We start from the raw sequence: 20,119 nt of genomic DNA, 5'->3' as shown, positions 1-20,119 counted from the left end.
TCGAACCGTTTCTATCGCTTTCAGCTTTCCGATCGAAGGTGCTTCCTTCCATGAATCGCTGTCATAAATCTAACATTTGTCGGCCATGAAGCAATATGCGGGAAGAGATTTCAACAGTGCGCTTGACAGGCAGGGCGTATCGATCAATGATTAAATCGAACCGGTTCGATTTGGCTAGCTCACCTGGGAGGATGATATGAGCGACGCAGTGATCACCAGCGGCCGTGATGTGGCCGAAGGCAAGACATGGTTTGGACATGACCGTTTCGGCATGTTTATTCATTTCGGGCTTTACGCGCTCGGTGCGCGCCACGAATGGCTGAAAAACCGCGAGGAATTCACCACCGAGGCCTATCAGAAGTATTTCGACAACTTCGATCCCGACCTCTACGACGCCCGCGAATGGGCGCGCCGCGCCCGTCAGGCCGGCATGAAATATGTCGTTCTTACCGCCAAGCATCACGAAGGCTTCTGCCTGTGGGACAGCAAGGTTACCGACTACAAGGTCACCAACACGCCCTATGGCAAGGATCTGATCGGGCCTTATGTCGAAGCGCTTCGCGCCGAGGGGCTGAAGGTCGGCTTCTATTATTCGCTGCTCGACTGGCATCATCCGGATTTCCCGGTCGACGGACATCACCCGCAGCGCAACCATCCCGACGCCGCCAAGCTCAACGAGGGCCGCGACGTCAAGCGCTATGCCCAATATATGCGCGATCAGGTGACGGAACTTCTGACGAACTTCGGCAAGATCGACGTGATCTGGTTCGATTTCAGCTATCCCCACCGCGTCTATAAGGGCCTGCCCGGCAAGGGCCGTGCCGATTGGGAAAGCGAAGACCTGATTAAGCTGGTGCGCCGGTTGCAGCCCGACATCATCGTCGGCGACCGTCTCGACCTGCCGCGCGATGCCGATCACATGCCCGATCTCGTCACGCCCGAACAATATACGCCGCGTGTGGCCCCGACGGTTGCCGGTTTGCCGGTGCGCTGGGAAGCCTGCCACACCTTCAGCGGCTCCTGGGGTTATTATCGCGACGAGACCACCTGGAAGGATGCCGGCCAGCTCATCAATATCCTGGTCGATACGGTTTCGCTCGGCGGCAACCTTTTGATGAATGTCGGCCCGACCGGCCGCGGCACCTTCGACGCCCGTGCCATCAAGGCGCTCGACACCTATGGCGAATGGCTGCGGCTGAACGGCCGGGCGATTTACGGCGCCGGGCCTTCCACCCACAAGGCGCCGAGCGGTTGCCGCTTCACTCAGAAGGGAAATCGGCTCTATCTGCACATCCAGACCTGGCCGTTCCGCCACATCCACATCGAGGGGCTGGGGCGCAAGGTCAAATATGCACAATTCCTGCATGATGCCAGCGAGGTCCACTGGCTCGACCCGGACGCCGAAGTCGATTCCAATATCGGTGTTGCCGTCGGAGAGGGCATATTGAGCCTGGAGTTGCCGGTGCTCAAGCCCGATGTCGTGACCCCGGTCATCGAGCTGATCCTCAAGGATTGAGGGGAGCGCGAAGCCCAGCGCCCGGTGCCGTCATGAGCCGCGAAGCCGAACTCATTGCCGCGATGACCCCCTTGATCGCCGATCTGGCCGAAGACGGCAATGGCGCCGTTGCACTCGCCGGATCGCGCGGCAAGGGACGGTCGGATGCGCAATCGGATTTCGACTTTAGGGTCTATGCCGATGCCTATCGCGGGCCGGAGGTTCGACAAACCGAGCCGTGGCGGCGTTTCGAGACCGCCCTGCGGAGCTGGCAGGCCGAGGGCATCCGCATGGATGGCGTCTGGATGCGCCGCTACGCAGGCGTACAGCGCGATCTCGACTCCTGGCTTGCCGGCATCGTCGTGCCGAAGAGTTTCGAATGGACGATCTGGGGCTATCACCTGCCGACGGATCTTGCCAATCAGCAGATCATCGCCGATCCGCGGGGCCTGCTGACCGGCTGGAAGCGGCAGCTGGCGAAATATCCGGAAGCGCTCAGGGCCTCGGTCCTCAGCCAATATATGGATGTCCTGCGTTATTGGGCCAGAGATTACCACTACGAAAGCAAGGTCGTTCGCCGCGATCTCGTTTTTCTCGTCGGGCTGACGGGCAAGCTTGCCAATGCCATCCTGCAGACCGTCTTTGCCTTCAACCGGGTCTATTTTCCGGGTGACGGCTGGAACCTGCCCATGGCAGCCGAACTCGAGCGGCTGCCGCCAAACTTCCTCCAGCGGATGACCGCCATTCTGGAGCCGGGACAGGATCCCGATACATGGCGGCGCCAGCGAATAGAGCTGATCGGCCTGATCGCCGACCTGGAGGCCATGATCGCGGCCTGAACGAGCCGCAAGACCAAGCCGGAGGGGGAGCGTCCGGATAAGTGATGAACGTCACTGCAACCAAAGTCATTCAGGAGGAGGAACCATCATGAAACGTTCATTGATCTTTGCTGCCGCCCTTGCGGCGTGTTCACTACCCGGCATCGGCGCCAAGGCGCAGGATGCCGCCGTGACCCTGACCTGGCAGATGTGGGGCGAACCGAACGATGCGCAGCTCTGGCAGCAGCTGGCCGATCTCGTTAACAAGCAATATCCCGACATCAAGGTCAAACTGCAGCTTTCGGGTTGGGCGGACTACTGGACCCGCCTGCCGGTGCTGGCGGCCTCGGGACAGGTCGCCGACATCGTCTCCATGCAGTCGATGCGCATGCCGAATTTCTACTCGATCCTGGCGCCGCTTGACGATTACGTGAAGAACAGCGACGTGAAGGTGGGGGATTTCGAGACATCGATCATGTCCGGGCTCTCCTATGACGGCAAGCTTTATGCGTTGCCGTATGACGTCGGCCCGTGGATGATCTTCTACAATCGCGACAAGTTCGCCGCCGCCGGCTTGAAGGAGCCGGCCAAGGACTGGACGTTCGACGACTTCAAGGCCGACGCCAAGGCGCTGACGAAGGACGGAACCTATGGTTATGGCACCCAAGGCTTCGATTTCATCGCCGGCCCCGTCGCGCTCGGCGCGGAATATTTCAATGCTGGCAATGAATTCGACCTCACCAATACCGGCTTTGTCGATGCCTTCAGCAAATATGCCGATCTCACCGCCAAGGATAAACTCTCACCGGTCTTTGCCTCCGCCGCCGATGCCGCGGCAGCAAGTGGCCGCTTCGCTTCGGGCAATGTCGCCATGTATATCGACGGTCCCTGGACGCTGATTACCGCGCAGGCCAATGTCAAATTCAAGATCGGCATTGCGCCGCTGCCGCGCGGAAGCGGGCCGTCGCGCTTCATCACGGCCGGCTCGGGCTGGGGTATTTCCGCCGCCAGCCAACATAAGGATGCAGCCTTCAAGGCGTTGCAGGTGCTATCCGGTCCGAAGGCTGCCGAAATCCTCGGTTCGGCCGGACGCGCGCTGCCGGCTCGGCTTGCGCAGCAGACCGCCTGGTATGATGAAGCGGCCAAGAATGTCAGCGGCACCCGCGACACGCTGCAATATATGTTTGCCCACACGACGCCGTTCCGCATCAACGAAAAATGGAACCAGTTCGAGAACCTGGTGATGCAATATGTGCCGCTGGCGCTGACGGGAGATTCCAAACCCGAGGGCGTGCTCAGCGACATTCAGAGCCAGCTTCCGTAACCCGGGCGGCTCGCCCGCCTGCGGCCGGGCCTACTGGCTCGACCGCGGCACCCTTGCCGGAAAGGAGAGGCCCATGATGCTGGGCAAGCACACCGACATGATCGCAAGACCACGGTCGCGCTCGCGCAAATGGTTCAGGGGCGAGGGATGGACGGCCTTGTTCTTCCTGCTGCCGGGGCTGATCGGCATCGTCCTGTTCCTGGTCCTGCCGATCCTTGCCTCGATCGCGCTCAGCTTTACCAATTGGCAATTGCTCGGCACGCCGCGTTTCGTCGGCTTTTCCAATTATACGCGCCTGTTTACGACCGACCCGCAGTTCTGGACGGTCATGCGCAACACCATCTTCTTCACGGTCGAGTACCTGGTGCTGAATATCGTCATCTCGCTCGGGCTGGCGACGTGGATTTCGAGCCTGAAGATCGGACAGCGCTGGTTCCGGGTGATCTTCTTCCTTCCGACCTTCACCCCGCTCATCGCCGGCGCCATGGTCTGGATGCTGATCTTCACCAATGGCGGCCTTTTCGACGGCCTGATGGCTGTGCTGTCGCTGCCGCTTTCAGGCGTACTCAACGATCGCACGCTCGCCATGCAGGCCGTCGTCCTCACATCGCTCTGGGCCGGCGTCGGCTATAATACGGTTCTCTTCAACGCCGCACTCGACATGGTGCCGGCGACCTATCTTGAAGCAGCGCGGATCGATGGCGCGACGGCCTGGGATCGCTTTTGGAAAATCCGCCTGCCGCTGATTTCGCCGACGCTGTTCTTCGGCACTGTCATGACGGCGATCACGTCGCTGCAGGTCTTCGACCAGATTTTCGTCATGACCAAGGGCGGGCCGGGATCGTCGACCGCCACGCTCGGCTATGCCATCTACCAGCGCGGCTTTCAGAACTTCCAGATGGGCTATGCCTCGGCGATCGCCTGGGTGATGTTCACGCTGATCATGGTGCTGACCGCCCTGCAATTCTGGTTCCAGCGCAAATGGGTGCATTATGACGCTTAAATCCGAAACCAGAGCGCGCCGGAAGCTGGTGCTCGATATTGTCAATCACGCAGCCCTCACGCTCGTGGCGATCGCCTTCCTGTTTCCCTTCTTCTGGATGGTATCGAATGCGGTGCGCTCGAATGCCGAAGTGACGGCGATACCGGTGCGCATTTTGCCCGAGGTTTTCGAATGGGGTAATTTCGCCGCCGCCTGGACCAGGCTGCCCTTCGGCCGCTTCTTCCTCAACAGCGCCGTCATCGCCATTTGCGTAACGGCGATCACCGTCGTCGTTTCCTGCCTTTCGGGCTACGCCTTTGCGCGACTGAAGTTCAGGGCGCGCGAAACGTTGCTGCTCGGCTATATCGGCACGCTGATGGTGCCGCCGCTGATGCTGATCATCCCGCTGTTTCTGATCGTCAACAAGCTCGGCCTCGTCAATACCTTCGCCGGCGTTATCCTGCCGATCTCCTTCGGCACCTTCGGCGCATTCCTGATGCGGCAGTTCTTCCTCTCCATCCCGATGGAGCTTGAGGAAGCGGCAAGGATCGACGGCGCCTCGCGCCTGCGCATCCTCGTCAGCATCATCGTGCCGCTCTCCATGCCGGCGATCGGCCTTCTGTCGCTGTTTACCTTCATGGGGCAGTGGAACAACTTCCTCTGGCCGCTGATCGTCATGACCGGCGCCGACAACGCGACCCTGCCCGTCGGCCTTACCCTGTTCCAGACGCAACAGGGCACGCAGTGGAACTACCTGATGGCGGGCGCCACCCTTTCCATGCTTCCAGGGATCTTCCTCGCAATCATCCTGCAGAAGCTCATCTACAACAGCATCGCCCTCAACGCGGGCATGGGCGGGCGCTAAGGCGCCGGCCGACATTTTCGGGAGAGAGATCCATGGCAAAACTGACCATTCGCAATGCCATCAAACGCTACGGCGCGCTCGAAGTGCTGCATGGCGTCTCCGTCGCCGCGCAGGACGGGGAATTCGTGGTGCTTGTGGGACCCTCGGGCTGCGGCAAATCCACCTTGCTGCGCATGATCGCCGGCCTGGAAGGCATCAGCGACGGCGAGATCGAAATCGGCGACCGCATCGTCAACGATCTCGAGCCGAACGAGCGCGATATCGCCATGGTGTTCCAGTCCTATGCGCTCTACCCGCATATGACCGTGCGCGACAACATGGCCTTTTCGCTGAAGCTCGCACGCCGCAGCCGACAGGAGATCGAGCAGAAGGTCAACGATGCAGCAGCGATCCTCGACCTTGCCGCGCTGCTTGATCGCTATCCCCGGCAATTGTCCGGCGGCCAGCGCCAGCGCGTGGCGATGGGCCGCGCCATCGTGCGCAACCCCGCCGTCTTCCTCTTCGACGAGCCGCTGTCCAATCTCGACGCCAAACTGCGCGTACAGATGCGCACCGAGATCAAGACGCTCCACCAGCGGCTCGGCACTACCATGGTCTATGTGACTCACGACCAGATGGAGGCCATGACCATGGCCGACCGCATCGTCGTCATGCGTGGCGGCCATATCGAGCAGATCGGCTCACCGCTTGAAATCTACGATGCGCCGGTCAACAGCTTCGTCGCCGGCTTCATCGGCTCGCCATCGATGAACTTCATCGAAGGCCTCGTCGTCGAACGGGGCGGAGCCATGGAATTGCAGGCTGCGGAAAACCTGCACTGGCCGCTGCCGGAAAGCGCCCGCCGCCATCTCGGCCGATGCATCCAGCTTGGCATCCGCCCGGAACATATCGCCGTCGATGCGGATGGCGTGCAGGCCAAAGTCATCATCATCGAGCCGACGGGCTCGGACACGCATCTGCAATTGCAGGCCGGCGCGCAATCGATCGTCGTAGCCGTCAGGGACCGTCCCTCGGTGTCTCCCGGCCAGCCGATCCAGCTCAGGATCGATCCGACGAAGGCGCATCTGTTCGATCCATCGAACGGCCAGCGCCTGCATTGACTGCTGGACTTTTGCTCTCCGCCTAAACGCCGCGGATAAAATCTTCTGCCGGCATGGCTTTTAGGTTTCAAAACCTAGCCTTGGGTCAAGGTCCGGCCTAAAGACAGCGTGGTTTGAATCGCGTGGAGATAGGGCTCATGAGCCAAGAAGGTCAGAAGACGATCGGCACTTGGTACGTCGATCCGGACGCCGAGGACAAGATGGCGGACGGGCATGCACCGATCTGGAGACATCTGATCGACCTGATCGTCGAGCGCGATCTATCCGCCAAGAGCGTCGTCGACTTCGGCTGCAATCAGGGCAGTCTGCTGCGCCATCTCTATGCCATCAGGCCGTTCCGCAAGGCGCTGGGCATCGATATCGCCGAACAGTCGATTGCCAAGGCCGAGGCTTTCAAGGGCAACTTGCCGGTCCAGCATGCAGTCGGCGGCACGCTTGAGGGCTGGGTCGAAGAGTTCGATCTCGCCATCAGCCATGAAGTCATCTACCTCGTTCCCGATATTGATGCGCATGCTGAAGATATCTGGAAGGCATTGAAGCCCGGCGGCGTCTATTATGCCGTCACCGGCTGCCATACGGACAACCCGCTTTGGCCGAAGTGGCGCGAGCTCGTCGCCAAGCGCACCAACACCGTCGTTCAGGATCGTTCGATTTCCGATTACGGCCGTGCCTTCGCCAAGGCAGGCTTCGCAGTCTCCGGCCGCAAGCTGGAATATGACGGTTTCATTCCGTTTGTCGAAGACGGCTGGACACCGGACTTCGCCGACGCGCTCGACTATTACACGCAGACCAAGATCGTCTTCCGGCTCGTCAGACCCCTTAGTGGCTGAGCCGCGTCAGCTCGACATCGAAATGCGGCGGCGCGTCGGGGCTGACCTGCACGAACCTTCCTTTCACCCGGAAGGTCTTCTCGATCAGCCCGCTTTCAGCAAGCGCCCTCGGCTCGCCGTCAAAGCGCAGCTCGCCTTTTTCCAGCAATGAGATGCGGTCGCTGACGGCGATCGCCTGATTGATATCGTGGATCGCCATGATGATGGTGACGCCCCTCTCGCGGCTGAGGCGATGGACAAGATCCAGCACCTCGACCTGATAGCCGATATCGAGAAACGAGGTCGGCTCATCGAGCAGCAATATGCCGGCCTCCTGCGCAAGTGCTGCCGAGATCCATGCCCGCTGCCGCTCGCCGCCGGAAAGCTCCTGCAGGGTGCGGTCGGCAAGGCTCGAAAGCTCGGTGCTCTCCAACGCCCAGTCGATCGCCTCTTCATCCTTGCGATCGTAGCTGCGGAAAAGCCCGACATGGGCGAAGCGGCCCTGCCGCACCAGCTGCGCGATCGTCATCTCATCCGGTGCCGATGGCTGCTGCGGCAGGAAGGCAAGCTTCTTGGCGATCGCACGCCGCGACATGGTTGCGACCGAGACATCCTCGATCGTCACCTGTCCCTCTGCCGGAGCGATCAGGCCGGCAAGTGCCTGCAAGGCCGTGCTCTTGCCCGAGCCGTTCGGGCCGATCAGCGCCCGGATCTCGCCCTTCTGCATGGCAAGCCCGAACCCGTTCAGTGCCTTGCGACGACCGTAGAAGACAGAGAGTTGCGAACAGGACAGCGGCATGGGCGATCTCAGGGAATTCTTCTCAAAAGGATAAGCAGCACGGGCACACCGACAATCGCGGTAACGACCCCGATCGGCACTTCCTCCGCCTGCCCGGCGAGGCGGCCGATCAGATCGCCCAGAGTGACGAAGATGGCGCCGAGGACGATCGTCAGCGGCAGAACCAGGGGGAAATGCCGGCCGGCGAGGAAACGGGCGAGATGCGGAACGACCAGGCCGACGAAGACGATCGGGCCAACGGCACCGACCGCGCTTGCCGCAAGGGCGCAGGACACCAACAGTACGAGGGAAAACTGCCTACGATAGGAAAGGCCGAACGAACGGGCGACCTGCGCGTCGAATTGCAGCATGACCAGAGGCCGATAGATCACCGGCAGGATGAGGAGGCCTGCGATCGTGAACGGCAGAAGAAACAGCACATGGTCCCAGGTGCGGGCGTAGAGGCTGCCCGAAAGCCATTCGAGAATGATCTCGATGCGCGCCGATCCCCAACCGGCGATGAGGCCGACGGCAAGCGCATGCAGGACCGCGCCGATGGCGACGCCGCAGAGCGTGATGCGCAGCGGACTGAGTTCGAGCCGGAAGGCAAGCATGTAGATGATGCCGCCGGCGATCATCCCGCCCGCAAGCCCCGCAACGGGAAGCCAGGCGATCGGCAGTTCCGCCACCGTATTGTCGCCGGGATCGAAGATATAGACCGTGAAGAGCAGGAACAGCGTAACGGTCAGCGTCGCGCCCTGCGAGACCCCCATCAAGGAGGGATCGGCAAGCGGATTTCGCGTAATCGTCTGCAAGAGCAGGCCGGCGACGCCGAACTGAATGCCGGCAAGGATACCGGTGACGATGCGCGGCAGCCGGATATCGAGAATGATCGACTGCGCCTCGGGCGAACCCTTGCCGCTCAAGACAGCAAGCACATCCGCCGCCGGCAGATCGACGACGCCGAGGAATATCGCGGCCACCAGCGACAGAAGCGCGATGACGATGACGATCGGCAGCATGCCTTTTTGCGGCGGACGAATGGCTGGGGCGTCCACAATCATAGGCCATGCCCCTTGAATTGCAGGCGGCCGCGCTGGATGAGGTAGATGAACACAGGCCCGCCGATTAGTGCCGTGATGATGCCGACCGGGAGTTCCTTCGGAATAGCGACCGTGCGGGCGATGAGATCGGCGACCGTCACGATCAGCGCTCCGATGGCGGCGCAAAGCGCGATCTCCCATACCGCGCCGCGCGGCTTCAGCAAACGCGCGATATGCGGCGCCGCCAGCCCGACGAAGGCGACCGGCCCTGCAACGGGAGCGACACCGGCGACGGGACAGACGCCAAGCACGAGCAGCACGGGCTTCCAGAGATTGAGCTGCACACCCATGCCGGCGGCTGCATGATCGCTGAGCGCGAACATGCCGATAACGCGATGGAGCGCCAAGGCACCCGCAACCCCGACGACGACCCAAGGGAGCATATAGGTGAGATGCGGCCAGGAGCGCCCCTGAAAGCCACCGGAGAGCCAGAACAGCAGCGACGTCGATTGCGGCCCGGTTAAAAGCAGCACATAGATGGTGATCGCGCCGAGAAACAGCGAGACGCTGACACCGCCGAGCGCCAGATGCAACGGCCGCCCCTGCCCGCCCTTCGAAACCCAGAAGGTGAAGGCCGCAGCCGCCAAGCCGCCCGCAAGGCCGACGAAGGGATAGTAGGCGGAGGAAAGCCAGGGGAGAAAAACGAAACAGCAGACGATCGGTGTGACGGCGCCGGCGGTGACGCCAGTGATTCCCGGATCGGCGAGCGGATTTCGTGTCAACGTCTGCAGGAGATAGCCGGAGACCGCGAGCCCGGCACCGGCCAGCGCGGCCGCGAGGCTTCGAGGCAAGCGCAACGTCCAGACAAGGATGGAATCGACCTTGCCGTCAGGCGAAAAAAGAACGCGTATGGTATCCGCGATCGTCAGGATTTTCGCGCCGGGCAGTAGGCCGATGAAGACGATCAGCAGGGTCGCGGCAACGAGGAGTACGATCACCGCCAGTGATCTGCGCGCATCCATCGTGGCCACGACCCGAAGCATCTTACTTCTGAATATCGGCGGGAATGATCTTGGCGGCTTCCGCCCTCACATCGACGGCTGGAAAAGCATCGGGATAGAGGTAGTGCGCGGCTTCGCGCAGCACGATCTCGCGCGCGATCGGACCATTGGTCTCGACCCATTGATCCCCAACATAGAAGACCCGCTTGTTCTTGACGGCGGTCAGTTCCTGCCAGATCGGGTTGCTTTCATGCGGCCGATCCGGACCGGAGTCGTAGATGAAGACGACTTCAGGGTCCTTCTCCAGCATAGTTTCGAGGCTTAGATCGATGCCGAAGGGACCGCCTGATGTCTTCGGCCCGGCGATATTGTCGCCGCCGATGGCCGCGACGATGGAGGCAGCCGTGTTTTCCGTGTGGAAGGCGAAAGGCGTCGCGCCGCCCCACATGATGGCAAAGCGGGGGTGCACGGTCTTCGGCGCCTTGGCGGCGATCTCGTCGAGGTGCTTGTGGAAATCGGCGTTCAGCTGCAGGCCGCGCTCGGGCTTGCCGAGGATCTTCGAGAATTCGGCGATTTCCCTATCGCTCTCGGTCAGGAGCTCCATATTGTAGGCGAGGTAGGGCGCGATCTTTTCCAGCTGCGGCGCATTGCCGACCGTGTAGCGACGGATCGCCACGATCAGGTCGGGCTTGGCTTGCGACAACAGTTCGAGATTGGGTTTGGCGCGCTGGCCGATCTGCGCCATCTGCGCGGTCAGGCCGAGAAGAAAATCAGGCTGCCGGCCTGATGTCATATAAGTGCTGGCAACCGGCCTGATGCCAAGCGCGAGAGCGACGTCATCGGCAAAATAGGAGATCGCAGCAATCCGCTTCGGCTGCGCGGGCACGTCCACCTTGACGCCGCGGTCATCCGTCACGGAAACGGTTTTCGCGTCCTCCGCCGTGGCGGAACTGGCTGCCAGCGCGGCGAGCAGGCCAAAAATAGTAACGATTTTACGGGCGCTGTTCGCCATCGCGAGATCCTCCATCAGATGCGCGAAATGGCTTTAGTCAATAAAGAGGAGTTTTGCAATCCAGTTTTACTTCGCCTTTCGCGAACCCACGTCAGGCCCGCAGCGCCGCCGCCGGGCTTAAGCGCAAGGCGCTGAACGCCGGCACGATGGAGATGATTGCCGCGACGGCTGCAAAGCCGCCGACAAGCCATAGATCATCGAAGGAAAAGCCGACGGGCAGACGCACGGCCGTCGATGCGGCAAGCCGCGCCGAGATCAGCAATGCCGCGATATAGCCGAGCTCAATGCCAAGTGCGATGCCGGCGGCAAAGAGGATGAAGAGCTCGCCCCACACAAGCGCGACGATCGAGCGGACCGGCGTGCCGAGCGCTCGCAAGGCGCCGATCTGCCGGCGCCGCGAACCGACATGCATGATGGTCACGAGTACGATCGCGGCAATGACAATCGCCTGTGTGCCGAGCGCGATCGCCAAGAGAAGACTGCGGGCATCGCCGAGCGTCGCATAGAGCCTCGTCAGCACCTCCGCCGGAAAGACGCCGAGCGTCGTGCCGGTACGATATTCCTGCCGCAGGCGATACGCATCGGCGATCGTCTTCGGCTTGACGAGAACGGCCGGAACGCCCGGAGTCTGTGCATCAAAGTGCTCATCCAGCGGCGCGTCGGCATCGACATGACCGTGCTCATGCTCGTGGCCTTCTTCGTGGCCGGCGGCATGCTCATGCGGCTCTGCGCCATGGGCATCGGCCTCGTCGCCATCATGGTCGTGATGGACTTCCTCGCCATGCATGCCGTGCAATTGCCAGACGGCGCGGATCGGCACGAGGATCGCCCGGTCCCAGGCGGTGCCCGTCGGCGCCATGCGGCCGGTGACCTTATAGGCAATCGCGGTGTGGGTTTCGCCGCCGGTCTCCGCCGTGCCATGCATCGGCTTGATCTCCGCAGCTATCGACAAGGCGACATCGGAGCCGACCACCGCTTCGCCGAGGCGCGAGAACATCGCGCCCTGCGAGAGCGATGGCGAAAGGGAGGAGATCAGGCCGGTCGTCGTACCGACGATCGGGTGTCCGTAGGCGGAATCGCCGAATCCGACGGGTGCCGCCAGCTCGACACGCGGATCGTTGGCAAGGCGGGAAAGAACGGCGCCCTCCATCAGCGGCAGCGGCGCCGGCTGCAGGAAGACGGCCGACAGCGCCAGCTGGGTCTCGCTGCCGGCTGCTCCAACGAGCAGATCGAATTTCTCGGCGGCACGCGCGCTGCCGAGCCGGACGGCACGCTCCTGCAGCGTCACGGTGACGCTCAAGGCGACCGACAGAGCAATCAGCACGACGACGGCAAGCGCCCCACTCCAGAAACGTCTGAGGTCGGCAAGGATGAAAGCAATCATTGCGCGGCGACCTCTTGGCTGTCTTCCTCGATACGCCCGCTCGCCAGGTTGATGCGGCGGCCGAGACGCGCAGCAAGATCAGCGTCATGCGTTACGACGATAAGCGTCGTCCCCTCCTCGGCTGAAAGCTGTAGCAGCAGTTCCGCAACCTCCTTGCCCGCCTGCCGGTCGAGGCTGGCGGTCGGCTCATCGGCAACGACGACGCCGGGACGCGACAGAAGGGCGCGAGCGACGGCGACACGCTGCATCTCGCCGCGCGACAGGGTTTCGATCTTCTGCCGCGGGCGGGTAATGCCGGTCATGGACAGCAGGTGAAGCGCGCGCTCCCGCTCGTCGGGCGCGAGACGCCGCGTAAGCTTGACCGGAAGCACGACATTTTCGAAGGCGGACAGGCCGGGAAACAGATGGAAGTCCTGCATGACGAGGCCGATATTGCGTGCGCGAAATGCGTCGCGCCGGCCGGCGGAAAGGCGCGTGATCTCCGTGCCGCTCCACGACACGCTGCCATCCGTGACGTCTTCCAGCCCGGTAATGGCATTGACGAATGTACTTTTGCCGGAACCGGACGCACCGGTGATCGCAAGGCGGCCGCCGGCCGGCAGATGAAATCGATCTATGGCGAGAACCGGCGCGGCCAGACCCGGGAAATGCATCTTCAGGCCGGAAACATCAAGTGCGAGCATAGGGATCAAACGGTCCTGAATGACGCGTCCCGGAGACGCAGTTGGCTGATGAAACCTGTTTCCGGATCCGTCCACGAGCCGAATTCCAGCACGCCGCGCGCCATGATCGGCGCGTTGTACTGCACGAATGTCTGCTTGGACGAGAGATAGACGACGACGATATTGTCGGGCCAATCGGCATCGGAAGAGCAGAACGGGCAAAGCGACATCGGAATTTCGGTGAGGACGAAGAAGGCGGCCTCCGCCTTCAATGGCGGTGCCATGAAGCCATTGACGGCGACATCCTTACCGCTCAACTGCTTCACCTTGTCGGAAAATTCGAGACCGAGCGGACCGAAGCTCTTGTAGAGCTCACCAAAGCCAAGCTTTTCCGCAGCGTTGGCGCGCATGGCAACGCCCATCATCGGCAGCATGGCGGCGGCCGTGAGCAATGTCCGGCGGTTGATGACAACGGTCTGGTCCCGAGGCATGAGAACCCTCATGAAAGATGGAGGGACAGGCGACCAGAAGCCGCCTGTCCCCACGGATATGAACAGGTTTTACATCTTTTCAGAGCCAAGAGCGAAGGCATCGACCAGTACATGGTAGACATCGCTCTGTTCCATGTAGCCACGGAAACCTTCGGCACCCGGGCCGGCCGCCTGCAGCACGACGTCGTCGACAGCATGGACGCCGCTGTCCTCGTCCTTCGGAAGATTGCCCTGCACGAAGACGGCGCCAGGCACGTCCTTATAGGCTTCGTTGGCAACATATTCCTTCTTCTCGTTCTGGATCGCCGGAACGAAGGGACCGTCGAGCTTCGGACGGAAGGTCTCGTAGTGGTCCGGGCCGTTGTTGGCGGCCATGAACAGGCGGCGCGAAACGTCGACGCGATCCGGATAGCCGTCGCCATCCTTGTCTTCATAGTTCGGGAAGCCGGCGGCAGCATAGGTGCCGACCTTCTCGCGCATTTCCGTGCCCGGCTTGTCGTCGTCGACGGTGCCGATGATCGAGACGCCATGCGTGTGGTCGCCGGTGACGACAACAAGCGTATCCGGATTTTTAGCCTGGAATTCGCGGGCAACGGCAACGGCCTTGTCGAACTCGATTGTTTCGACCAGAGCGCGATCCCAGTCCAGCGGATGGCTCATCTTGTCGATCGAGGCGCCTTCGACCATCAGGAAGAAGCCTTCCGGATTCTTGGAAAGCTTGTCGAGCGCGACCTTGGTCATGTCGACCAGGCCCGGCTGGTTCGGGAACTTGTCGACCGTACCCTTCTTGAGGAATTCGCGGTCGAGCGTGACGTCGAGGTTGCCGGTGTGAAAGAGGCCGAGCAGCTTGTCCTGGTTGGAGCCAGTCGCCGTCGCCAGTTCGTTCTTGTCGGTTGCAACGGCATAGCCGGCATCCTTGAAGAGCGCGATGTAATCCTTGTCATCCTTGCGCTTCGAGCCAGGCACGCTTTTCGCCAGGAAATAGGCCGAGCCGCCGCCGAGTAGCACGTCCGGCTTGACGCCGTACAGCATGCCGACGATGTCGGCCTTGTCGCCGCGCTTACGCGTGTGGGACACGAGTGCCGCCGGCGTCGCATCCTCGACCTCGGCCGTGGTCACGATGCCGAGCGACTTCTTGCCGGTGCGGCGCAGAGCCTCGCCGATCGTTTCGACCTTGGGATCGTCGAGGCTGGCCGGCGTGCGGTCGGCATAGACGCCGAGCGCATTCACGGCGGACTTGTGGCCGGTCATATAGGCCGACATGGTGTTGGCGCTGTCGGTGGCAATCGCCGAGGTCGAGGAGGTGCCGATGAAGGCGACCGGCGGAATATCGTCCATGGCGAGACGGCCGTTGGCCTTGCCTTCCGTCATGCCCTTGGACATGATGCGAGCGCCGGTGCGATGCGCGACGGAGAGACCGTCGCCAAGCAGGAAGATGATGTTCTTGGCCTTCGGCGTGGCCGAGGTGCCATAGACATCCCAGTTGACGGACTTCTTCTCGTCGCCGGCCGACACCTCGACCTTGTACTGGCCGGTCTTTGCAAGCTTGACGCCACGCAGGATCAGGGCCGAGCCGAGAACCTTGTCCTCGGCACCCTTTTCTTCCGCGACAAAATCGGCAGCCTTACCGAAAACAGCCTCATAGCTTTCGCCGTTGACCGTAACCTTGACGTCTTCCGGCTTGACGACCTTGCTGAATTCCACCTTGAAATCGAATGGCGAGCCGGCGAGTACCGTCGCCCGGTCCAACGGATAGACCGTCGCCGCGTGCGCTGCACCGGACAGTACGGTGGCACACATCATGGAGAGAACAAGTTTACGCATTTCATACCCCCTGCGTCGTGGTTGCTTCCCTCTCCTCACTTATAAAAACCAGATGACAATCATGTAAAAAGGAGTCGACTTTCTGCAACTGGAAATTCCGAAGGGAAAATCGCCAAGGAAGGCTGATTGTATGTGCCGTATCTAAAAGACGAGCGAATAGCCTGAATGCCAGGCCTATCGCCATGGGGCGCGTAATTCGCTACGGCTTTACGCGATCGGGATGCGCCGCCTGGAAAGCCGGCAGTTCGGCGCACCTGCCATCGATTTCGACAATGCGCTTGAGATCGGCCAGGTCCACGCCCCAGCGACGGGCATTGTAGACCTGCGGCACAAGGCAGATATCGGCCATGGTCGGCGTGTCGCCAAAACTGAAGCTGCCATCGAATCTGCTCAACATGACCTCGAGCTTGCGAAGGCCGCCGGCAATGAAGTGCCTCATCCATTCCTCGCGGGCATCGGCTTTGTCCGTGAGGGTCATGACATGGGCGGCAACATGCGTGTTGCATATGGGATGGATATCCATGGCGATCGCGTAGGCAAGCGCGCGCACGTGCTGGCGACCCGCGCGATCAGACGGCATCAATCCGCTTTCCGGCCGAAGTTCGGCCAGATATTCGATGATGGAAAGCGACTGCGTCAGGATTTCTCCGTCGATCGTCAGCGTCGGCACGAAGCCTTGCGGATTGAGCGCCAGATAATCCGAGGTATTCTGTTCACCTTCCAAGAGATTAATAGGCACGCGCCTGTAAGCGATCCCAAGCATGTTGAGCGCAATGCGCACACGGTAGCTGGCGGAGGAACGCCAGTAATCGTAGAGGACGACGTCGCTCATCGCGGTTCGGCCCCCATATATTTTTCCACTGATTGTTCGATCGCGCCGAAGATCGAGTGGCCTGAATGGTCCCGCATCTCGATGCGGACCTGATCGCCGAAACGCAGGAACTGTGTCTTCGGCGCCCCGGTTTCGATCGTCTCGATCATGCGGAGCTCGGCAATGCAGGAATAGCCGTCGCCTCCATTCTGGATCGGCTTGCCCGGCCCGCCATCGAGCTTGTTGGATACCGTTCCCGAGCCGATGATCGTGCCGGCGACAAGGCTGCGGGTCTTGGCCGCGTGAGCAATCAGCTCGCCGAAATCGAAGGTCATGTCGACGCCGGCATTCGCCTTACCGAAGGGCTTGCCATTCACGGCGACCAGGAGCGGCAGATGCAGCTTGCCGCCATCCCATGCCTCGCCGAGCTCATCCGGCGTGACCGCGACCGGCGAGAACGTCGATGCCGGCTTGGACTGGAAGAAGCCGAAGCCCTTCGCCAGCTCCTGCGGGATCAGGCCGCGCAGCGACACGTCATTGACGAGCATCACAAGCCGGATGGCCTGCCGCGCCATATCCGGACTGGCGCCCATGGGAACGTCGCCGACGACGACGGCGATCTCACCTTCCATGTCGATGCCATAGGCCTCGTCCGCGGCGAGGATCGGATCGCGCGGCGCCAGAAAGCCGTCCGATCCGCCTTGATACATAAGAGGATCGACCCAGAAGCTTGCCGGCATTTCGGCATTGCGCGCCCTGCGCACCAATTCCACATGGTTGACGTAGGCCGAGCCGTCGGCCCATTGATAGGCGCGCGGCAGCGGCGATGCCGCATCATGTTCGTGAAACCGCATCGTCGGCTGCGCACCGGTCTCGATGCCCTCCGCGATCAGGGCGAGCCTAGGCGCCACATGCGCCCAATCGTCGAGAGCCGCCTGCAGGCTGCGGGCGATGTGATCGACCTCGGAACAACGGGTGAGATCGCGCGAGACGACGACAAGCCGGCCGTCCCTGGTGGAGTCCTTCAAAGTCGCAAGCTTCATATCTAGGCTCCGATGTCAGAAAATATGCGACCGATCTTCACTTGATGCCGGGTGTTCCGTCGAAGCGGCGCTCCAGACCATCCCAGCATTCCAGGTAATCATCCTGCAGCGTCTCGAGCTCGGCCGCATATTTCGTCAGCTGCTGCGGGAAACGGGTTTCGAACATGAAAGCCATGGTGTGATCCAGCTTCACCGGCTTCAGCTCGGAATTCGACGCCTTTTCGAAGCCGGAGGCATCCGGCCCATGCGGCAGCATCATATTGTGCAGGCTGATACCGCCAGGCACGAAGCCCTTTTCCTTCGCATCATACTGGCCGTGGATGAGGCCCATGAACTCGCTCATGATGTTGCGATGGTACCAGGGTGGGCGGAACGTATGTTCGGCCACCAGCCAGCGCGGCGGGAAGATGACGAAATCGACGTTTGCGGTGCCGGCACTTTCGGTCGGCGCCGTCAGCACCGTGAAGATCGACGGATCGGGATGATCGAAGAGGATGGCGCCGACGGGCGAGAACGTCCGCAGGTCGTACTTGTAAGGAATGTAGTTGCCGTGCCAGGCAACCACATCGAGGGGCGAATGGCCGATCTCCGTGACATAGAACTTGCCGCACCATTTGACATGCACGCGGCAAGGCGTTTCCTTGTCCTCGAAGGCGGCGACGGGCGTCTTGAAATCACGCGGATTGGCCAGGCAATTGGCGCCGATCGGCCCGCGCTCGGGCAGCGTGAATTTCGCGCCATAATTCTCACAGACATAGCCGCGCCAGACTTCCTCCTCGCCCTTACGCGTCACCTTGAACATCATGCCGCGCGGGATGACGCATATTTCCAGCGGCTCGACATCCATGATGCCCATTTCGGTAAACACCCGGATGGCGCCGACCTGGGGAACGACCAGCAGCTCGCCATCGGCATCGAAGAAGTAATCGTCGACCATATCCTCGTTGAAGACATAGGCATGGGCGGCCATGCCGGTCTGGGTGAGCACGTCACCGCCGGTCGTGATCGTGCGGATTCCTTCCAGAAAATTCAGCCGCTCGGTCGGTGCCGGCAACGGGTCCCAGCGAAGCTGGCCGAGCGGAAGCGAATGATCATCCAGGCATGGCGCTGATTTCCAGAACGGATAGGAAGCACTGGAAAAGCGGCGAGTGTGGCGCACGCTCGGGCGGATGCGATAGAGCCAGGACCGTTCATTCGTTCCGCGCGGCGCCGTGAAGGGCGAACCGGAAAGCTGCTCGGCATAAAGACCGTAATTGCACTTTTGCGGGCTGTTCTGTCCCTGCGGCAAAGCACCGGGAAGCGCCTCGGTTTCGAAGTCGTTGCCGAAGCCGGGCATGTATTGCAGCGCTTCCGCCGCAGTCGCCTGGCGATCGGAAGCCTTGGATATCGTCTGGTCCATCGCTCCACTCCTCCCGAAAATGCAGGCTATCCGGTGCTTGCACCGGGTAGCCTGGAAATCACTCGGCGGCCGTGCCGATGACGCCGCGCTTGATCTGGTCGGCCTCGATCGACTCGAACAGCGCGCGGAAATTGCCTTCGCCGAAGCCTTCGTCACCCTTGCGCTGGATGAACTCGAAGAAGATCGGGCCGATGACGGTCTTGGAGAAGATCTGCAGCAGGATTTTCGTCACGCCGCCATTCACCACGCCTTCGCCGTCGATCAGGATACCATGTTTCTTCATGCGCTCTATGGGTTCTTCGTGACCGTTCACGCGCGCATAGGACATGTCGTAATAGGTTTCCGGCGGGCCGGGCATGAAACGCAGGCCGTTCTCGGCTAGCGTATCGGTCGCCCGATAGATATCATCCGTTCCGACGGCGATGTGCTGGATGCCCTCGCCCTTGTACTTCTTCAGGAACTCCTCGATCTGGCTGGTATCGTCCTTCGATTCATTCAGCGGAATACGGATCTTGCCGCAGGGCGAGGTAATCGCCCGGCTCACTAATCCGGTGATGCGGCCATCGATATCGAAGAAGTGGATCTGCTTGAAATTGAACAGATCGCGGTAGAAATCCCACCATTTGTCCATGTTGCCGCGGAAGACATTGTGCGTCAGATGGTCGAGATAATAGAAGCCGACGCCTTCGGGATTGGGATTGGCTTCGCCGATCCAATCGAATTCGGCATCGTAGGCCGATCCCTTCTTGCCGTAGGTCTCGACGAAATAGAGCAGCGAGCCGCCGATGCCGACGATTGCCGGAACATCGAGCGCCTTGTCATTCCCTTCGTAGGGAACGGCACCCTTCGATACGGCATGGTCGAAGGCGTGCTTGGCGTCGACGACGCGCCAGGCCATGGACGGCGCCGCCGGGCCATGATCGGCGATGAAGCGGGCGGCATGGCTGCCGGGCTCAGCGTTCAGGATGTAGTTGATGTCACCCTGGCGCCAGACGGTGATATCTTTTGTCTTATGCTTGGCGACCGCGACATAGCCCATGCGGGTGAAGAGCTCGCGCAGTTTCTCCGGCTCGGGATGGGCGAATTCGACGAATTCGAAGCCGTCGGTGCCGGCCGGATTATCGGCGGTGATTTCGGACGGCGGCGCATCATGCGGAAAAGGACCCATTTTCTCCTCCTCAGAGATGGTGCTTTGACTATGCAAAGTATGGCCCAAAACACGCGCAAAGTGCTTGCATTCTCCATGCGAAATGAAAATATTATACACGATCCGTGAGC

Annotated in this window: 19 protein-coding genes; 7 read left to right on the top strand and 12 right to left on the bottom strand. The window is 61.3% G+C overall.

Annotation, left to right across the window (positions count from 1 at the left end):
• Positions 1-196 precede the first annotated feature (196 nt).
• The 7 genes from ACPYOP_RS17515 (at position 197) to ACPYOP_RS17485 (ending at position 7,414) form a co-directional block, all read left to right on the top strand.
• The gene (locus tag ACPYOP_RS17515) at positions 197-1,516 is read left to right on the top strand and encodes an alpha-L-fucosidase (protein WP_481411635.1); all 1,320 of its coding nucleotides are present in this window, start codon (positions 197-199) and stop codon (positions 1,514-1,516) included.
• Positions 1,517-1,548: 32 nt separating this feature from the next.
• The gene (locus ACPYOP_RS17510; RefSeq protein ID WP_481411634.1) at positions 1,549-2,334 is read left to right on the top strand and encodes a DUF4037 domain-containing protein; all 786 of its coding nucleotides are present in this window, start codon (positions 1,549-1,551) and stop codon (positions 2,332-2,334) included.
• 88 nt (positions 2,335-2,422) lie between these two features.
• Positions 2,423-3,637, top strand: coding sequence for an ABC transporter substrate-binding protein (locus tag ACPYOP_RS17505; protein ID WP_481411633.1), 1,215 nt, complete (start codon positions 2,423-2,425; stop codon positions 3,635-3,637).
• A gap of 97 nt (positions 3,638-3,734) precedes the next feature.
• Positions 3,735-4,640 carry a carbohydrate ABC transporter permease gene (locus tag ACPYOP_RS17500; protein ID WP_481411710.1) on the top strand — a complete coding sequence of 302 codons (906 nt, stop codon included), beginning with the start codon at positions 3,735-3,737 and terminating at the stop codon, positions 4,638-4,640.
• Positions 4,630-5,484 (top strand): carbohydrate ABC transporter permease, encoded by an 855-nt coding sequence (locus tag ACPYOP_RS17495; RefSeq protein WP_481411632.1) that lies wholly within the window; start codon positions 4,630-4,632, stop codon positions 5,482-5,484. The genes ACPYOP_RS17500 and ACPYOP_RS17495 overlap by 11 nt, the downstream gene beginning before the upstream one ends.
• A 32-nt stretch (positions 5,485-5,516) precedes the next feature.
• Entirely contained in the window at positions 5,517-6,584 is a 1,068-nt protein-coding gene (locus ACPYOP_RS17490; RefSeq protein ID WP_481411631.1) for an ABC transporter ATP-binding protein, read from the top strand.
• 137 nt (positions 6,585-6,721) lie between these two features.
• Positions 6,722-7,414: a class I SAM-dependent methyltransferase gene (locus ACPYOP_RS17485; protein ID WP_481411630.1), complete on the top strand. Its 693-nt coding sequence runs from the start codon at positions 6,722-6,724 to the stop codon at positions 7,412-7,414.
• Here the strand turns inward: ACPYOP_RS17485 and ACPYOP_RS17480 are convergent.
• The 12 genes from ACPYOP_RS17480 to hppD all read right to left on the bottom strand — a co-directional run bounded on the left by ACPYOP_RS17480 (position 7,404) and on the right by hppD (position 20,009).
• Complete coding sequence (locus tag ACPYOP_RS17480; RefSeq protein WP_481411629.1) at positions 7,404-8,192, bottom strand: ABC transporter ATP-binding protein; 789 nt, start codon at positions 8,190-8,192, stop codon at positions 7,404-7,406. The genes ACPYOP_RS17485 and ACPYOP_RS17480 overlap by 11 nt on opposite strands.
• Before the next feature lie 8 nt (positions 8,193-8,200).
• Positions 8,201-9,193: a FecCD family ABC transporter permease gene (locus ACPYOP_RS17475; RefSeq protein WP_481411709.1), complete on the bottom strand. Its 993-nt coding sequence runs from the start codon at positions 9,191-9,193 to the stop codon at positions 8,201-8,203.
• Positions 9,194-9,231: 38 nt separating this feature from the next.
• Entirely contained in the window at positions 9,232-10,257 is a 1,026-nt protein-coding gene (locus ACPYOP_RS17470; protein WP_481411628.1) for a FecCD family ABC transporter permease, read from the bottom strand.
• A 1-nt stretch (position 10,258) separates the two neighbouring features.
• Positions 10,259-11,227: an ABC transporter substrate-binding protein gene (locus tag ACPYOP_RS17465; protein WP_481411627.1), complete on the bottom strand. Its 969-nt coding sequence runs from the start codon at positions 11,225-11,227 to the stop codon at positions 10,259-10,261.
• A 91-nt stretch (positions 11,228-11,318) separates the two neighbouring features.
• Positions 11,319-12,611, bottom strand: a complete 1,293-nt coding sequence (locus ACPYOP_RS17460) for an ABC transporter permease (RefSeq protein WP_481411626.1) — start codon at positions 12,609-12,611, stop codon at positions 11,319-11,321.
• Positions 12,608-13,294, bottom strand: coding sequence for an ABC transporter ATP-binding protein (locus ACPYOP_RS17455; protein WP_481411625.1), 687 nt, complete (start codon positions 13,292-13,294; stop codon positions 12,608-12,610). Before ACPYOP_RS17455 ends, ACPYOP_RS17460 begins: the two co-directional genes overlap by 4 nt.
• A gap of 5 nt (positions 13,295-13,299) precedes the next feature.
• Positions 13,300-13,764 (bottom strand): hypothetical protein, encoded by a 465-nt coding sequence (locus ACPYOP_RS17450; protein WP_481411624.1) that lies wholly within the window; start codon positions 13,762-13,764, stop codon positions 13,300-13,302.
• Positions 13,765-13,833: 69 nt separating this feature from the next.
• Positions 13,834-15,588 carry an alkaline phosphatase gene (locus ACPYOP_RS17445; RefSeq protein ID WP_481411623.1) on the bottom strand — a complete coding sequence of 585 codons (1,755 nt, stop codon included), beginning with the start codon at positions 15,586-15,588 and terminating at the stop codon, positions 13,834-13,836.
• Positions 15,589-15,787: 199 nt separating this feature from the next.
• Positions 15,788-16,420 carry a maleylacetoacetate isomerase gene (maiA, locus tag ACPYOP_RS17440; RefSeq protein ID WP_481411622.1) on the bottom strand — a complete coding sequence of 211 codons (633 nt, stop codon included), beginning with the start codon at positions 16,418-16,420 and terminating at the stop codon, positions 15,788-15,790.
• The gene (locus tag ACPYOP_RS17435; protein ID WP_481411621.1) at positions 16,417-17,442 is read right to left on the bottom strand and encodes a fumarylacetoacetate hydrolase family protein; all 1,026 of its coding nucleotides are present in this window, start codon (positions 17,440-17,442) and stop codon (positions 16,417-16,419) included. Before ACPYOP_RS17435 ends, maiA begins: the two co-directional genes overlap by 4 nt.
• A gap of 37 nt (positions 17,443-17,479) precedes the next feature.
• Positions 17,480-18,841, bottom strand: a complete 1,362-nt coding sequence (gene hmgA / locus ACPYOP_RS17430) for a homogentisate 1,2-dioxygenase (RefSeq protein WP_481411620.1) — start codon at positions 18,839-18,841, stop codon at positions 17,480-17,482.
• Positions 18,842-18,899: 58 nt separating this feature from the next.
• Entirely contained in the window at positions 18,900-20,009 is a 1,110-nt protein-coding gene (gene hppD / locus ACPYOP_RS17425) for a 4-hydroxyphenylpyruvate dioxygenase (RefSeq protein ID WP_481411619.1), read from the bottom strand.
• Between the last annotated feature and the right edge of the window lie 110 nt (positions 20,010-20,119).

The organism is Rhizobium sp. KNZ2-6A (genome assembly GCF_056755475.1).
Note: the sequence above shows the minus strand (reverse complement) of the source record. Positions and strands in the feature narration are given on the sequence as shown.

Coding starts and splice junctions, on each gene's coding strand:
- ACPYOP_RS17445 (WP_481411623.1), bottom strand. CDS start 15,588: ATGCGTAAACTTGTTCTCTCCATGATGTGTGCCACCGTACTGTCCGGT.
- ACPYOP_RS17505 (WP_481411633.1), top strand. CDS start 2,423: ATGAAACGTTCATTGATCTTTGCTGCCGCCCTTGCGGCGTGTTCACTA.
- ACPYOP_RS17495 (WP_481411632.1), top strand. CDS start 4,630: ATGACGCTTAAATCCGAAACCAGAGCGCGCCGGAAGCTGGTGCTCGAT.
- ACPYOP_RS17470 (WP_481411628.1), bottom strand. CDS start 10,257: ATGCTTCGGGTCGTGGCCACGATGGATGCGCGCAGATCACTGGCGGTG.
- hppD (WP_481411619.1), bottom strand. CDS start 20,009: ATGGGTCCTTTTCCGCATGATGCGCCGCCGTCCGAAATCACCGCCGAT.
- ACPYOP_RS17465 (WP_481411627.1), bottom strand. CDS start 11,227: ATGGCGAACAGCGCCCGTAAAATCGTTACTATTTTTGGCCTGCTCGCC.
- ACPYOP_RS17455 (WP_481411625.1), bottom strand. CDS start 13,294: ATGCTCGCACTTGATGTTTCCGGCCTGAAGATGCATTTCCCGGGTCTG.
- ACPYOP_RS17510 (WP_481411634.1), top strand. CDS start 1,549: ATGAGCCGCGAAGCCGAACTCATTGCCGCGATGACCCCCTTGATCGCC.
- ACPYOP_RS17490 (WP_481411631.1), top strand. CDS start 5,517: ATGGCAAAACTGACCATTCGCAATGCCATCAAACGCTACGGCGCGCTC.
- ACPYOP_RS17450 (WP_481411624.1), bottom strand. CDS start 13,764: ATGCCTCGGGACCAGACCGTTGTCATCAACCGCCGGACATTGCTCACG.
- ACPYOP_RS17485 (WP_481411630.1), top strand. CDS start 6,722: ATGAGCCAAGAAGGTCAGAAGACGATCGGCACTTGGTACGTCGATCCG.
- hmgA (WP_481411620.1), bottom strand. CDS start 18,841: ATGGACCAGACGATATCCAAGGCTTCCGATCGCCAGGCGACTGCGGCG.
- ACPYOP_RS17435 (WP_481411621.1), bottom strand. CDS start 17,442: ATGAAGCTTGCGACTTTGAAGGACTCCACCAGGGACGGCCGGCTTGTC.
- ACPYOP_RS17475 (WP_481411709.1), bottom strand. CDS start 9,193: ATGCTGCCGATCGTCATCGTCATCGCGCTTCTGTCGCTGGTGGCCGCG.
- maiA (WP_481411622.1), bottom strand. CDS start 16,420: ATGAGCGACGTCGTCCTCTACGATTACTGGCGTTCCTCCGCCAGCTAC.
- ACPYOP_RS17480 (WP_481411629.1), bottom strand. CDS start 8,192: ATGCCGCTGTCCTGTTCGCAACTCTCTGTCTTCTACGGTCGTCGCAAG.
- ACPYOP_RS17500 (WP_481411710.1), top strand. CDS start 3,735: ATGATCGCAAGACCACGGTCGCGCTCGCGCAAATGGTTCAGGGGCGAG.
- ACPYOP_RS17515 (WP_481411635.1), top strand. CDS start 197: ATGAGCGACGCAGTGATCACCAGCGGCCGTGATGTGGCCGAAGGCAAG.
- ACPYOP_RS17460 (WP_481411626.1), bottom strand. CDS start 12,611: ATGATTGCTTTCATCCTTGCCGACCTCAGACGTTTCTGGAGTGGGGCG.